Origin of the sequence: Paenibacillus arenilitoris, assembly GCF_014705655.1 — a bacterium.
Classification (GTDB): domain Bacteria; phylum Bacillota; class Bacilli; order Paenibacillales; family Paenibacillaceae; genus Pristimantibacillus; species Pristimantibacillus arenilitoris.
This window is the reverse complement of record NZ_JACXIY010000005.1, coordinates 48,510-62,961: the sequence shown is the minus strand read 5'-3', so window position 1 is coordinate 62,961 and position 14,452 is coordinate 48,510. Positions and strand designations below refer to the sequence as shown.

Annotated in this window: 11 protein-coding genes; 10 read left to right on the top strand and 1 reads right to left on the bottom strand. The window is 57.6% G+C overall.

Annotated features, from left to right (window positions below; translation table 11 throughout):
- Positions 1-371: 371 nt before the first annotated feature.
- A complete protein-coding gene (locus IDH41_RS04400; RefSeq protein WP_190858639.1) occupies positions 372-839 on the bottom strand; it encodes an SRPBCC family protein in 468 nt (155 codons plus the stop codon).
- 490 nt (positions 840-1,329) lie between these two features.
- Between IDH41_RS04400 and IDH41_RS04395 the strand changes: the two genes are divergently transcribed.
- The 10 genes from IDH41_RS04395 to IDH41_RS31735 all read left to right on the top strand — a co-directional run bounded on the left by IDH41_RS04395 (position 1,330) and on the right by IDH41_RS31735 (position 14,428).
- Positions 1,330-4,308: an extracellular solute-binding protein gene (locus IDH41_RS04395; RefSeq protein WP_190858637.1), complete on the top strand. Its 2,979-nt coding sequence runs from the start codon at positions 1,330-1,332 to the stop codon at positions 4,306-4,308.
- A gap of 13 nt (positions 4,309-4,321) precedes the next feature.
- Positions 4,322-5,299, top strand: a complete 978-nt coding sequence (locus IDH41_RS04390; RefSeq protein WP_190858635.1) for a carbohydrate ABC transporter permease — start codon at positions 4,322-4,324, stop codon at positions 5,297-5,299.
- A 5-nt stretch (positions 5,300-5,304) separates the two neighbouring features.
- On the top strand, positions 5,305-6,168 hold the full coding sequence (locus IDH41_RS04385) for a carbohydrate ABC transporter permease (protein ID WP_190858633.1): 864 nt from the start codon (positions 5,305-5,307) through the stop codon (positions 6,166-6,168).
- A 12-nt stretch (positions 6,169-6,180) separates the two neighbouring features.
- Positions 6,181-7,662, top strand: a complete 1,482-nt coding sequence (locus tag IDH41_RS04380; RefSeq protein WP_190858632.1) for a hypothetical protein — start codon at positions 6,181-6,183, stop codon at positions 7,660-7,662.
- Positions 7,659-8,273: a YIP1 family protein gene (locus tag IDH41_RS04375; RefSeq protein ID WP_190858631.1), complete on the top strand. Its 615-nt coding sequence runs from the start codon at positions 7,659-7,661 to the stop codon at positions 8,271-8,273. The genes IDH41_RS04380 and IDH41_RS04375 overlap by 4 nt, the downstream gene beginning before the upstream one ends.
- 15 nt (positions 8,274-8,288) lie before the next feature.
- The gene (locus IDH41_RS04370) at positions 8,289-10,694 is read left to right on the top strand and encodes a DUF5696 domain-containing protein (protein WP_190858630.1); all 2,406 of its coding nucleotides are present in this window, start codon (positions 8,289-8,291) and stop codon (positions 10,692-10,694) included.
- Positions 10,691-11,542: a carbohydrate ABC transporter permease gene (locus tag IDH41_RS04365; protein WP_190858629.1), complete on the top strand. Its 852-nt coding sequence runs from the start codon at positions 10,691-10,693 to the stop codon at positions 11,540-11,542. The genes IDH41_RS04370 and IDH41_RS04365 overlap by 4 nt, the downstream gene beginning before the upstream one ends.
- A gap of 21 nt (positions 11,543-11,563) precedes the next feature.
- Complete coding sequence (locus IDH41_RS04360; protein WP_223829445.1) at positions 11,564-12,544, top strand: carbohydrate ABC transporter permease; 981 nt, start codon at positions 11,564-11,566, stop codon at positions 12,542-12,544.
- 188 nt (positions 12,545-12,732) lie between these two features.
- Entirely contained in the window at positions 12,733-14,181 is a 1,449-nt protein-coding gene (locus IDH41_RS04355) for an extracellular solute-binding protein (protein ID WP_190858624.1), read from the top strand.
- Between the two features lie 121 nt (positions 14,182-14,302).
- The gene (locus tag IDH41_RS31735; RefSeq protein WP_263364555.1) at positions 14,303-14,428 is read left to right on the top strand and encodes a hypothetical protein; all 126 of its coding nucleotides are present in this window, start codon (positions 14,303-14,305) and stop codon (positions 14,426-14,428) included.
- Positions 14,429-14,452 lie beyond the last annotated feature (24 nt).

Here is a 14,452-nt window from a genome sequence, read left to right as displayed (position 1 = left end):
GATAGTGGTTTCCTAACTGGGGCTGTCTCAAAATACCGTGAAACGGCCTTAGAGACAGCCCCAGTATGGCTTTGACGACCATGAGACGGAGAGGCTAATTTCAAAAAATGAAACTAAATTGTTCTTAACTCCATTCGCACCTTAACTAGTTTCAAAATATGAAATTAAACGATACCATCCGCGACGTACCTTTCAATTTTAACCGATTTAGTTTCAAAATTTGAAACTAAACGCCCAAGAAGCACTCTTCTTTCGCATTTAGTTTCAGTTTTTGAAATTATAAAGGTAAGCCCAGTGGTCGGATGGCTTTCACTTAGTCTCATCACATGAACTCACCTACTATTGGGACAGCTCCGTTATTGGGTCGATTGTTAACGGTTAACATTGGCGTCAGGAGCCTTGTCCGCTACAAGATTCAGCGCGATGCCATGCTCAAGATACGCCTTAAGCCCGCATAACACGATCGTGTATCCGCCCATATCGTCGACGGCTCTATTCACGATATCGTCTCCGCTTCCCGTATATCCCGAGCTTGTAATCGTAACGAAGGTTTCGTTATCCCCTCGGGCCACAAACGTCCACTCTGTCTCGGTCGTGTCCGACCATTCGATTCGAATCCGCTTGTTTTTCTCGATTTCTTTGACAAGGAGATCATCCGCAACGCCGTACATCTCCCACTCCCATTTGACATGACGGCCCGGTTCCAACCTGCCGCTGCTTTTCGTAAACCAAAATTTTGTCGTAACCGCCGGGTCGGCAAAAGCTTCAAAAACGTCTTCGACAGGTGTTCGAATAAGCATTTCCGCTTTAACGACGGGGATTTGATTCAGCGTTGTCATCTTGGTTACTCCTTTCGTTGTCCCGAAGCTTATTTTTATAGCCTTTATTTTAGAACAAACGTTCGCGATAATCAAATGGTTCGCAGCTGTCGCTTAATCGCAAGATTGGATATCGATAGCAATATTGGATATTTTATTTGCGACACGAAACATGTATTAAGAAGAAGAAAATCGATTTATCCGGCTTGTTATTGTCAATTTTCAAAATCTTCAAGTTTGAGGGAAAAAGAATAAGTTAGCAATTTCGGTTAAGTAGTTAGCAATTATCGTTCTATTTTTAATTGGGAAATTCTGATATTTTAAAATTTGGAAACGGTTTCATCGTGTGCTTGGCGCAGAGCGGCATAAGGGGATGGTGAATGTGCGAGAGACGCAAACGCTCGAGTCTCGCCGAAATTAATCACGGCGTTGTAAACGTTATCAAACAAGGGTCGGACATGGCTCGCCGCATCGGATGCGGTTCAGGGATGGAAACGCGGGGGAGGGTATCATGAAACGGTTTTTCCGAAAAAATGCAATCCGGCTGCTGATTGCGGCCTTGCTGCTGGCACCTGCTGCCGTATGGTTTCAATCGCGCGGCTATGACAACGCGGCCATGGCGGGAATTCCAGTCTACGACAACATCGAGGAACGGTCGATTCTTGCGGACGAAGACATTCAAAGCTTGCTGGAGCCGTCCTATTTCGAATACGAAGCCGGCCATCGGCAGAACGGGGCGGGCGATGCCGGCGGGTTCGAAGCGAAAATCCGCTCGATCGACTATTCCGCGGTCAGCGAGGAAGGGGCAGAGAGGGTGACCGATCTTCCCGGCGATTTCGGCGAGGCGCTTGCCCTTACCGATCAGAACGGGTGGGCGGAATACAAGTTCGCCGTGCCGGAAGACGGCTTCTACCAGATCGGCATGGACTATTACGCGCTGCCGGGGAAGCGCTCCGGCGTCGTAAGGAGCGTGCAGATCGACGGGGAATACCCGTTCTTTCAGGCGAAGAAGCTGACCCTCCAGCGCATGTGGCGGGAATCGGGGGAACCGTGGCAAGACAATCAGGGCAATGAATTCAACCCGGCCAGAGAAGAGATTTTCGGGTGGCAGTACAAGGCGCTCCGGGATTCGGAGGCGAAGATTGCCGAGCCGCTCCGCTTTTATTTGACGGAGGGCGAGCATGTCCTTCGGATCGCGGCGGTGCGGGAGCCGGCGGCCATGGGCGACATCCGCATTTTTTCGCCGGCAAGTCCTCCCGACTACGCCCAAGTCAAACGGCAATATGAGGAGCTTGGCTACGAGGAAACGAAAGGGACACGAATCAAAATCCAGGCCGAGGAAGCGTCGCTGCGATCGGATCCGACGCTTAAACGGGTGGAGGACCGCGAGCCGTCGACCGAGCCTTTCAATCAAAAGGCGATCGCGCTCAACGCGTTCGGCGGCGACAGCTGGCGCAGCGGCGAGCAGTGGGCGGAATGGGAATTCGAAGTGCCGGAGGACGGGCTTTACAACATCGGCATGCGGTTCGGCCAGCATTATTTGAACGGCATTCCGACGGAGCGGAAAATAACGATCGACGGGAAGCTGCCCTTCCGTGAAATGAACGGCACGCTGTTCCCCTATAAGGCGGGCTGGCAAATCAAACGGCTGGGAGCCGGTGAGGAAGACTATCTCTATTACCTGGCAAAAGGCAAGCATACGATCCGGATGGAAGTCCAGGTCGGCAGTTTGGGCGGCTTGCTGGATACGGTGCGCGTCACGTCGAATAAGCTGTCCCTGCTGTACCGCGAAATCATTCGCGTCACCGGCACGAGCCCCGATCCGAACATCGATTGGGAATTGGAGGGGAGCGTGCCGAATCTCGTGCCGCGACTGCACATCCTGGCGCGCAATATTCACGACGTCGTCCAGTCGCTCTACGAGCTCGGCGTGGAGCAGGGCAGCTCGGACATCAGCACGCTTCTCGAGGTGCGGGACACGATTCTCGGCATGGCGGACGAGACGAGGACGATTCCCGGAAGACTGGCTTCGATCAACGATCTTCAATCCCAGTTGGGCACGTGGATCAACGGTCTCAGCGGGCAGCGGCTGCTGCTCGATTACATCCTGATTCAATCGCCCGACCAAGCATGGCCGAAGCCCGTCGCGCCTTGGCATGCGAAGCTCAAATCGAGCGCGATGGATCTCGCTTACTCGTTCGTGAAGGATTACGGCGGCGTCGGCAACGTGTACGAGGACGAAGAAGCGCTGGACGTATGGGTCGCGCGGGGCCGGGACTGGGTGCAGATCATCAAGCAGATGATCGACGAGGATTTCACGACGGAAACCGGCATCAAAGTAAACGTCAATCTGATCCCGGCGGGGCAGATGCAGGCGCTGCTGCTGGCGAACACGTCGGGGCTCACGCCGGACGTCGCGCTCGGGGTCGAAGGCGAGACGCCGATCGATTTCGCCGTACGGAACGCGCTCGTCAACCTGAACGAGTTCGGCGACTACGACGAGGTCGCGGACCGCTTCAGGCCGGGGGCGCTTATCCCGTACAAGTACAACGGCGGGGATTACGCGCTGCCCGAGAACCAAAATTTCAACATGCTGTTCTATCGGAAGGACGTCATGTCCGAGCTCGGCATAACGGACGAGGAAATCCCGCAAACGTGGGAGGAGGCGATGGCGCTCATCCCGCTGCTGCAGCAGAACGGCATGGACTTCTACTACCCGCACGCGCCGAACAATCCGGGCGTCGCCGTGAACGAGTTCGCTCCGTTCCTGTTCCAGCACGGCGGGGAGCTGTACGACGAGGAAGGGATGTCTTATTCGCTCGATTCGCCGGAGGCGCTGCAGGCGATGGAAATGTGGACCTCGCTGTTCACCAACTACAAAATCGAGAAGCAGGCGGATTTCTACAACCGGTTCCGCTCCGGCGAAATGCCGATCGGGGTGGCCGACTATTCGATGTTCATTCTGCTCTCGACCGCCGCGCCCGAATTGACCGGTTGGTGGGAGATGCGGCCGCTTCCGGGCATCGCGCAGCCGGACGGGCGAATTAACCGTTCCACGGGCGGGCTTGGCCAGACGGGCATCATTTTCAAAGACTCGGAGATGAAGGACGAAGCGTGGCAATTTCTGAAGTGGTGGACGAGCGCGGACGCCCAGGAGCGATTCGGCACGGAGCTCGAGGCGCTGCTCGGCGTGGAAGCCCGCTGGAATACCGCGAACGTCGAGGCGCTCAACCGGCTTCCTTGGGAGCGGGACGACCTGGACGCCATTTTGGAGCAGTGGGAATGGTTCAGGGAACGGGAGGTGGTCGTCGGGGGGTACTTCACGACGCGCCATATCGCCAATATGTGGAACGAAATCGTCCTGAACGGGAAATTGGTCCGCGAGGCGGTCGAAGAGGGCGTAAGGGAAATCAACAAGGAGCTCCGGAAAAAAAGGGAGGAATTCGGTCTTGCGGCCGCCGGAGACGGGGACGGCCGATCGGATCAATAAGGGGGCATAACCTATGGCTACGAATCCAGCTGCCATCGCCGCGGAGGAGGTCCCGGCGGCCGATCGGCCGCCGTCCGGCACGCTGCTCGCGGGAAGATGGAGAAGGCTGTGGACGGAAATGAAGCGAAGCCGGATTTCGTATCTGCTTCTGGCGCCGTTTCTCATCCTGTTTACCGTGTTTACGATCGTGCCGATCGTAACCTCGGTCGCGCTCAGCTTTACGTACTACAACATCGTCGAGAGCCCGTCTTTCGTCGGCCTGTCGAATTACCGGCTGCTGTTCGTCGACGACGATATTTTCCTGAAGGCGATCGGCGTGACGTTCACGTTCGCCATGGTAACCGGTCCGGCCGGCTACCTCATGTCCTTCCTGCTCGCGTGGCTCATCAGTCAAATTCCGCAGCGGTTCCGGTTTTTTTACACGCTTTGCTTCTATACGCCGTCCATTACGAGCGCGGTCGCGATGTCGGTCGTATGGCTTTATTTTTTCGCGGGGGACCGGAAAGGGCTGCTCAACCATTTTTTAATCAAGCTCGGCGTATTGAACGAACCGTATTTGTTTTTGCAGAACGTCGACTCGATCGTGCCGGTCATCATCTTCGTCTCGTTGTGGATGAGCATGGGCATCGGATTTCTCGCCTTTCTCGCGGGATTGCAGAACGTGCCGGAGCAGCTGTACGAAGCCGGACGAATCGACGGAATCCGGTTCCGCTGGCAGGAGCTGTGGTACATTACGCTTCCGTCCGTCAAGCCGCAGCTGCTGTTCGGCGCCGTCATGCAGGTCGTGTTCTCGCTTCAGGTGTTCGACGTGAGCACGCAGCTCGTCGGCCTGCCGAGCCCGCTCTACGCGGGGCATACGATCCTGTCGCACTTGCACGATTACGCGTTCATCCGCTTCGAGATGGGCTACGCGTCGGCGATCGCGGTCGTCCTGTTCCTGATCATGCTCGGACTGAACCGCTTTATATTCAACCTGCTGGGGAGGGATTGATAAGAATGAGAACCGGTGTGACCGGAAGAAGGATCGATTGGGGCGGGCTGCTTCTTTATCTGGTGCTGACGGTGCTGGGCCTGTTCATGCTCGCGCCGCTGGTGTACATGGCTTCCACGGCGGTTAAGCCGGTCAGCGAGCTGTTCCTGTTCCCGCCCCGATTTTTCCCGATCAATCCGACCTTGATCAATTACAGGGATCTGTTCTTTATTACGGGAACGACGTTCGTGCCGTTCTCGCGCTACATTTTCAACAGTGTGTTCATTACGTCGGCGATCGTGCTGCTGGGCATCGTCGTCTCGATGATGGCCTCGTACCCGCTGGCCAAACACCAAATGCCGTTCAAGAGCACCATTTTCAGCCTGATCGTGACCGCCCTTATGTTCTCGCCCGCCGTCCTGCAAATCCCTCAATATTTGATAATTAGCAAAACGGGATTGATGAACACGTATTGGGCGATGATTCTGCCGAGTCTCGCGGCGCCGGTCGGCATCTTCCTCATGATTCAATTTTTGAAGCAGCTGCCGGACTCGCTGCTGGAGTCGGCGAGGATCGAAGGGGCGTCCGAGTGGAAAATATTATGGGCGGTCGTCCTGCCGCTGCTGAAGCCGGCCATCTCTACGCTCGCGCTGTTCAGCTTCGTGCAGGCATGGAACGATCCTTACGCCTCGATCATGTATACGACGATGGAGCAGATGAAAACGCTTCCGTTCGCGATCACCTCGATCAGCGGAGGGGCCGGCGTCATCGCCCGCGTCGGCACGTTCGCGGCGGCCAGCTTCCTCATGATCGTTCCGACGATCGCCGTGTTCGTTCTGACGCAGCGGATGGTATTGCAAACGATGGCTCATTCAGGACTGAAGGAGTAAGAGGTGGATACGTTGATAACAAGATGTCGGAAGTGGCTGCTTGCGCCGGCGATCGTCTGCCTGTTCGTCATGCTGCCGCAGCAAGGCTACGCCAGTACGCCCTATGAAGGCTATATTTGGAACACGGAAGGCAGGGACGTCCGATCGATTAACGGGTACGTGCACGATCGTGCCATAGACGGCGCTTATTTGCCATCGGGCCCGTTCAATGGCGCCGAGGATCTGTTCATCGGCCCGGACGACACCGTCTACGTGACGGATACGGGCAATAATCGCATCGTTCATCTGAGCGCGGACGACGAGCTGATCAAGGTCATCGGCGATACGGAAGGTCCCGGCAAGCTGAACGGGCCCAAAGGCGTATTCGTCAAGGAGGACGGGTCCGTCTACGTGGCCGACACGAAGAACCAGCGGATCGCGCTGTTCGATCGGGAGGGAGCGTTCCTGAAGGAATTGACCGCTCCCGACAGTCCGCTGCTCGGCCCGGGCTTCTCCTATTCGCCTTCCAAGCTGGTCGTGGACAATCGCGATTATTTATACGTCGTAAGCGAAGGCAATACGAAGGGGCTGATGCAAATCGACGGCAACGGCGATTTCAAAGGCTTCTTCGGCTCGAACGACGTGCCGTTCAATCTGCGCGACTTTCTCGTCCGGCTGATCGCGACGGAGGAGCAGAAGGCGAAGCTGCCGACGGTGCAGGCGCTTGCGTTCTCCAATCTGGCGCAGGACGGCAAGGGCTTTATCTATACGACGACGCTCGGGACGGACGTGAATCAGATCAAGCGGCTGTCTCCCGTCGGGGTGGATACGCTCAACCGCGGCGCGAACAAATACGGAGATCTGATCAGCTACGGCGGCCCCTTCCAGGTCGCCTCCTTCGAGGATATTTCAATCAATCCCGACGGGCTGATCACCGCGCTCAACGTAACGACGAGCCGCGTGTACCAGTACGACAAGCTGGGCAACCTGCTCTTCGTCTTCGGCGGCAACGGGGATCAGGACGGCGTGTTCACGACCCCTTCCAGCCTGGCCGAGAACGCCGAGGGAACGATCTACGTGCTGGACAAAGCGAGGAACCGGATCGATCTGTTCAGGACGACGCCGTTCGCCGATCAGGTTCACGAAGCCTCGCGGCTGTACGTGAACGGCCGCTACGACGAGGCGAAAGCGATATGGGACGAGGTCATTCAGCTGAACGGCAATTACGATATCGCCTATCATGCGATCGGGAAGGCGCTTTATAAGGCGGAGCAATACAAGGACGCTATGGATTACTACAGGTCGGCCAATGCCAGGGGGGATTATTCCGAGGCGTTCCGCCAATACCGGATCGAATTCGTCCGGGAGCACTTCGCCTGGTTTTTCTCGGGAGCGATCGTGCTGTTTCTCGGCTTGCGCTATGGCTTGCCTTTCCTGTTCAGGCGAATCCGGAGAGCGAAAGCAATCGGCGGGCGGGAAGGAAACCCGCTGAAAGGGGAGGTGGAAGCGTCATGACTCTCGTCTACATGATCCGGCAAGTGCTGGCTCACCCGCTGGACTATTTCCAAGACATCCAACAGCCGAACCGGTTGAAATGGTCCTACGGCTTCCTGCTTGTTTTCATCGCGTTCCTTGCCCGGATGGGGTCGCTCCTCCTGCTCGGCTACCATTACGAAACGAGGGAAGCCTACGAAATTTCCTATGCGTACGAATTCGTTTGGATTCTCGTGCCGTGGCTGACGTGGAGCGCGGCCAACTGGAGCGTCAGCACGATACTCGAAGGAGAAGGGAAGTTCAAGGAAATATTGGTAGGCAGCGCGTTCTGCCTCGTTCCTTATATCGTGCTGATCATTCCCGTCACCCTGCTTACGAACGTGCTGTCGCTAAGCGAAGGCAATCTGTATTCGCTCATGACGACGCTCATCTTCGGCTGGGTCGCCCTGCTGCTGCTCATCAAGCTGAAGGTGCTGCACGATTTCGAGCTCGGGAAGCTCGTTTTCATTACGCTGCTGACGCTGCTGGCGATGGCCGTCATCTGGTTTATCGGCATTCTGCTGTACGGGCTGCTCAGCCAGTTTTTAAGCTTCTTCTTCGACGTGTTCAAAGAAATTCGATTCAGGCTGTAGGGGGGGTAGGACCTATTGATTCGCGAGCGGAAACAAAACCGAAGGCGGCGCGGAGCCGTCATTCTTCTGGGCATCGCGCTTGCCGTCAGCGCGCTTCCCTTCACGAATTACGCGGAGGAAGCGGAGGAGCAGACGGAGACGGCGGAGCGGGAAGTGCAGGTCGAGCCGGCGGGCGCCGGGGAGCAGGCGAATGCCGGGGATGCGGATCCGGCGGCCGCGGGCAAGCCGGACGATGCCGCGGCGGGAAGCGGAGCTTCGCCGCGGCTGCAGCCGCAGCGGCAGGCCGGGGAAGCTGCGGAAGTCGAGCTGCTTCCGGTCGCGGCGACGAAGAAGGCGGCGGAGAACGACGCCTTCGAGCTGTATATCGATGAAGCGTCGGGGAACGTCCGGGTCGTCGATAAACGGTCGGGCAACGAATGGCTCGGCTCGCCGCAGGCGGACAAATTGACGCTGCCGAACAACAAGAAGTTCATGGATTCGCCGCTCCACATTACGTATACCGACGGATCCAGCATTTCCGAGACGTATACGCTCAAGGACAAGGCGAACACGCTTGCGTTCGCTCCGATCGAGAACGGCGTGCGCGTCACGTTCGGCATCGAGGAGATCAAGCTGACGGTCGCCGTGGAGTATACGCTGACGGACGACGGCTTCGAGGCGCTCGTCCCCGACGATTCGATCAAGGAGGAAGGCGCCGTCAGGCTGACCAAGCTGGAGGTGCTGCCGTTCTTCCATGCCGCTCACGAGCGGCTCGACGAAGGAGCGGTCTTTCTCCCGGACGGCTCGGGCGCTTTAATGACGGTCAAGGCCAAGCATCCGCAATATTTCAACGGCTACTCCGAGCCCGTCTACGGTCCCGATCACGCGTTCAGGGACGAGCTCGGCGAAGTGCTGGCGGAAGGGCTTATCGTCGGCGACGCGCCGAAGGAGCGGATCGCGCTGCCGGTGTTCGGCATCTATCGGTCGGGCACCGGGTTTCTGGCCATATTGACGGAAGGCGAGGAGACCGCCTATATCAACGCGACGCCCGCGGGCGTCCGCAACATTCCCTTCTACCGGGCCGGCGCGGAGTTCGTGTACCGGAGCCAGGACGTGATTTTTATCGGATCCTCCGGCCAGATCCCGCTGTTCCAGGCGAAGAGAACGAATGCCGACCGCCGGGTGAAGTACGTCCTCCTGGAAGGGGAGAAGGCGCATTACGTCGGCATGGCCGAGGCGTACCGCCGTTATTTGCAGGATCATGCCGGCCTCGTCAGGCAGGAGGCAGCGGCCGTTCCGCTGCATATCCGGCTGATGGGCGGGATTATGCGGGACGAGATCGTCGGCTCGACCTTCATCGCGATGACGACGTTCGAGGAAGCAAGCGTGATCATCGACGATTATGCCGAGCGAGGCATTGAAGCCTTGAAAATCACGTTCGCCGGCTGGTCGGAGAACGGGCTGTACGGCCGTCAACCGGATCACTTCCCGGTCGAAGGGAAATTGGGCGGAAGGAAGGAGCTTGAAGAGCTGATCGCCCATGCGAAGGCCAAAGGCGTCGAGCTGTACCTGGACGTCAATTATGTCCGGCCGTTCCAAGGCAGCGGCGGTTCGTCTTCGCCGAAGGACGCGATCAAGGGGATCGACCGCGAGGCGATGGACAGTCCCAATTACCACGTGTCCAGCCGGCTCGGCGATCAGGAGCAGCTCTTCCATCTGCTGAAGCCCGGACGCGCGGCGCAATTCGCCGGGAACGAGCTCGACGATTTCAAAAAGCTGGGCGTCTCCGGCCTGCATGCGAGCCAAATGGGCGAGCTGCTCTACTCCGATCAGGACGCGAAGCATCCCGCCAGCCGCAAGCAGACCAAGGAAGCTTGGGTAAGCAGCCTCGACCGGCTTCGGGAGGCGGCCGGCCGCGTCTCCGTCGATTACGGCTACGCTTACGCGCTCGGGCACGTCGACTCCATCGTCCGCATGCCGATGGATTCCAGCCATTTCGTCTATTTGGACGAAACGGTGCCGTTCTACCAAATCGTCGTTCACGGGATGGTTCCTTATGCGGGAGCGCCCGCCAACCTGCGCAACGATGCCGGCGTCGAGCTGCTTCGCGCGATCGAATACGGGGCGTCGCCTAGCTTCGAGCTGACGTACGAACCGACCGAGCTCTTGAAGCGGACGATGGAGGACCGGCTGTTCAGCTCAAGCTACCGCTTCTGGTTCGAGCGGTCCATCGAGGAGTACGAACGGTTCCGGCAAGTGCAGCGGCATACGCTCGGGCAGCCGATCGTCGGCCATGAGCGGGTGCAGCCCAAGGTGTACCGGACGACCTACGGGAACGGAACGGAAGTGATCGTCAATTACGGCAGGAAGCCGGCAGTCGTGGACGGCACGAGGGTCGAAGGGCTCGGCTACGCCGTACGCGAAGGAGGGACAACACCGTGAAGCTGTCGATGAAAAAACGCCATATCGCGGAAGGCTACGCGTTCATTTCCATTTGGATCGTCGGCTTCTTCCTCTTCATGGCCGTTCCGCTCGGACGGTCGCTCTACTACACGTTCAACGAGCTGAAGCCGACGAAGGACGGACTGGCCGCCACGTTCGTCGGTCTGCGCAACTACCGGCAGGCGTTTACGACCGATATCCATTTCGTGCCGCTGCTCACCGACACGATGAAGGATCTGATCGTGAACGTGCCGCTCATTCTCATCTTCGCCATGTTCAGCGCGATATTGCTGAACCGCCAGTCGTTCGGCAAAACGTTTTTTAGAGGCGTGTTCTTCCTGCCCGTCATCATCGCCTCGGGCATCGCGCTGCGCAAGCTGCTGCAGCAAGGGGCGGCGAGGCTGCCGATTTTTAACGACTGGAACCTGTATCAGCAGCTAAGGGCGTTCATTCCCGGCGATTTGCTGGAGCCGCTGCTCGAATACGCGGATTCGCTCACGCTCGTCATGTGGGATTCAGGCGTGCAAATATTGATCTTCCTCGCCGCGCTCCAGACGATTTCGCCGGCTTTGTACGAAGCGGCCAAGATGGACGGCGCGACCGGGTGGGAAATTTTTTGGAAAATCACGTTTCCGATGCTCATTCCGATCGTTTTCGTCAACACGCTGTTCACGATCGTCAATTCGTTCACGAATCCGGACAACGGCATTATGAACCATCTGCTGCATACCGTGTTCGTTTCCAACAATTACGCATACGGCTCCACGATCGGGTGGCTGTATTTCATCTTTATTTTTATGGTGCTCGGCATCGTGTTCCTGGCGTTCCGCAGAAGAATGGCCTACTAGAGAGGGGGAAGCAAGGTGAATATGCCTGCCATGCGGTCCGTTCAAACCGCCGTGCAGAAGAAGCTGACGGTCGACAGAAGGTTTCTATACATGCGGCGGACCCGGTCCATCGCGGAAAATACGTTCTACTACTTGCTGCTGTTCACGCTGTCGTTCGTCTTTGTGTACCCGCTGCTGTACATGATCTCCCAGTCGCTCATGCGGCCGTCGGATATCGCCGACGCCACGATCAGGTGGATTCCCAAGTCGTTCGAGCTGAACAACTACGCGGAGGCGTTCAAGTCGATCAATTATTTCAACGGCTTGATCAACAGCGCGTGGATATCGCTCGGCAGCGCCGTGCTGCAAATTATTAGCTGCTCCTTTATCGGCTACGGGTTCGCCCGGTATCAATTCCCGGGCAAAGGGCTGTGGATGGCGCTGCTCATTTTCACGTTTCTCGTGCCGCCGACGACGATCGTGGTCCCGCTTTACATTTTTTACAGCGATTTGGGCTGGATAAATACGCTGTTTCCGTTCATTTTCCCGTCGGCGATGGGCTTCGGCTTGAAAGGGGCGCTGTTCGTGCTCATCTTCATCCAATTTTACCGGGGGCTGCCCAAGGTCATGGAGGAAGCGGCCAGAATCGACGGCGCCGGCGCGTTCCGCACGTACTGGACCATCATGTTCCCGCTGGCGAAGCCGGCCATGATCGTCGTCTTCCTGTTCTCGGTCGTCTGGCATTGGAACGACGTGTTCCAGCCGAATATGTACCTGCTCATTCCGGATTATTTCAACCTGGCGCAAAATTTGGCCACGTTCCACGGAAACGCGAATGCCGACAGCCTCCAGCAGCTCGGGCAGCAGGTGCAGCAGAGCGACATGCTCGGCAGCGCGCCGACGCTGATGAACCAAATTATGGCCGCGGTGATGCTGACGATTTTGCCGATCCTGATCCTGTATTTATTCGTGCAGCGCGCCTTCGTCCAAGGGATCGAGAGGTCGGGCATCGCCGGGGAATGACGGATAGCGGTCGCCTCCTCGTTTGGGGTTGACATAAATGGGAAGATGCTTGCAATGCCGCATTTTTGAAGGGGAAGTCTGCAATCGATTGCTTGTTAAGGGGGGATTCGAGAAAGCGCTTGGATCGGCATAAGGCAATACGCGCAAGACGTCTTGTTCCATATTCCCAATAAAAGGAGAGCTGCAATTTGAAAAAGAAAAAGAGTCTGATCCTTGCCTTCGTCGTCCTCGTCCTTCTGGTGACCGCATGTTCAAGCGGCACGCCCGTCTCGACGGGCGGCGAGACCGAGCCTTCGAATAACGCCGCCGAACCGCCTTCCGGCAATAATGCCGAGCCAACCGAGAGCACGGGCAATTCCGGCGATAATTCGGCTGCCGGGGGAGACGGCGGGGAGCAGGCGCCCGCGGAGAAGATCGCCTACAAGTACGACCCGGCCACGACCGGCGAAATTACGTTCTGGACATGGGACGCGATGTTCAAGGAGGTTATCGGGGAATTCAAGAAAGTGTACCCGAATATTAAAGTAAACATGGTCCAAATCGAAATCGGGCAGCTGCACGACCGGCTGCAGACGACGATCGCGGCGGGCAAAGGCGCTCCGGACGTCTCGCACGTGCTGGGGGTCGACCGCTACGGCGCGCCGGGCCTGCTCGAGGATTTGCTCGATCCGAAGTACGACATGGGCAGATACGAGGACAAGACGGCTCCTTACGTGTGGGAGCGCTGGAAATCGGTGGACGGCAAGCGGCTGCTCGCCCCGCCTTGGGATATCGGCCCGGCCGTGTTCTATTACCGGGAAGATATTTACGAGCAGATGGGTCTTCCAAGCGATCCCGAGGAGCTCGGCGAGTTTCTGCAGAACGAGGACAACGTATTCCTGGCGGCGCAGACGCTCGCGGCCAACGGCATTTACATGTACGAATGGCGAGACTCGCCGGCCATTCAGTTCGGGGACGCGTCCGGTTATTTCGACAGCGAAATGAATTATTTGCGCAATAACGAGCGGATGGTCGAGCTGCTCGACCTGGTCAAGCGGGGCGTGCAGATCGGCTGGGCGCCGCAAAAGTCCGTCCTGTTCAGCGACGAGGGCAAGGAGCTGCTCAAGCAGGGCAAGGTGGCATCGTTCCCGGCGGCCTCGAACGGTTCGCGGCATTTGGCGAACGTCGTGCCGGAGCAGAAGGGCAAGTGGAGAGCGACCAAGGTGCCGCTCGGCGTCAACGCGAGCCTGGTCGGCTCCTCGTTCGTCATCCCGTCCCAGAGCAAGAACAAGGAAGCGGCATTCGCGTTCCTCGAGTTTATCGCGGTCGACGAGGCGGCATGGAAAATTTACGTGAAGAACGCGGTGCAGTCCGGATGGAAGCACATTACGAGCCTGCCTTGGTACCAGGATTACGAGAACGAGTTTCTGGGCGGGCAGAAGGAGTTCGCGTTCTACGACACGCTCGTCGATTCGATTCCGGTGCGCCGCTATACGCCGCTTGACGGCCAGGCGTGGCCGATCTACATCGATCTGATCAACCAGTCGATCGATAAGAACATCGACTCCAAAACGACGCTGCAGCAGATCGAGACGAACACGCTGCGGCAGCTCGGTCCCGAGATCGAGAAGCTGAAAAAGGAACAGGGCATCGAGTAATTTCGCGACTTTTGCAATACGCTGACGGCAGGGCTGTCCCGGGAGGTCATGAGCGACCTCATCGGGATAGCCCTGTTTGCCGTTATATTCCGCGGCAATGCTGCTCGCGAGTCCGGGTTTCATGTCAGCTTTCTGTTGCACGAAATGCAGCCGGCTTGACGATGAACACTTCAAGAAGGGCCGCGGCGTTACGGATTGCTGGACCGGATACGGCGGGCAGCTCGGCAAAAGCAGCCATGCGCCTTAAGAAGGAAAAGCGGGGAACGAGTCA

Excerpts from the sequence above, each read along its gene's own strand:
- IDH41_RS04390 (WP_190858635.1), top strand. The coding sequence starts at position 4,322 with ATGGCTACGAATCCAGCTGCCATCGCCGCGGAGGAGGTCCCGGCGGCC.
- IDH41_RS04375 (WP_190858631.1), top strand. The coding sequence starts at position 7,659 with ATGACTCTCGTCTACATGATCCGGCAAGTGCTGGCTCACCCGCTGGAC.
- IDH41_RS04385 (WP_190858633.1), top strand. The coding sequence starts at position 5,305 with ATGAGAACCGGTGTGACCGGAAGAAGGATCGATTGGGGCGGGCTGCTT.
- IDH41_RS31735 (WP_263364555.1), top strand. The coding sequence starts at position 14,303 with ATGTCAGCTTTCTGTTGCACGAAATGCAGCCGGCTTGACGATGAACAC.
- IDH41_RS04360 (WP_223829445.1), top strand. The coding sequence starts at position 11,564 with ATGCCTGCCATGCGGTCCGTTCAAACCGCCGTGCAGAAGAAGCTGACG.
- IDH41_RS04400 (WP_190858639.1), bottom strand. The coding sequence starts at position 839 with ATGACAACGCTGAATCAAATCCCCGTCGTTAAAGCGGAAATGCTTATT.
- IDH41_RS04395 (WP_190858637.1), top strand. The coding sequence starts at position 1,330 with ATGAAACGGTTTTTCCGAAAAAATGCAATCCGGCTGCTGATTGCGGCC.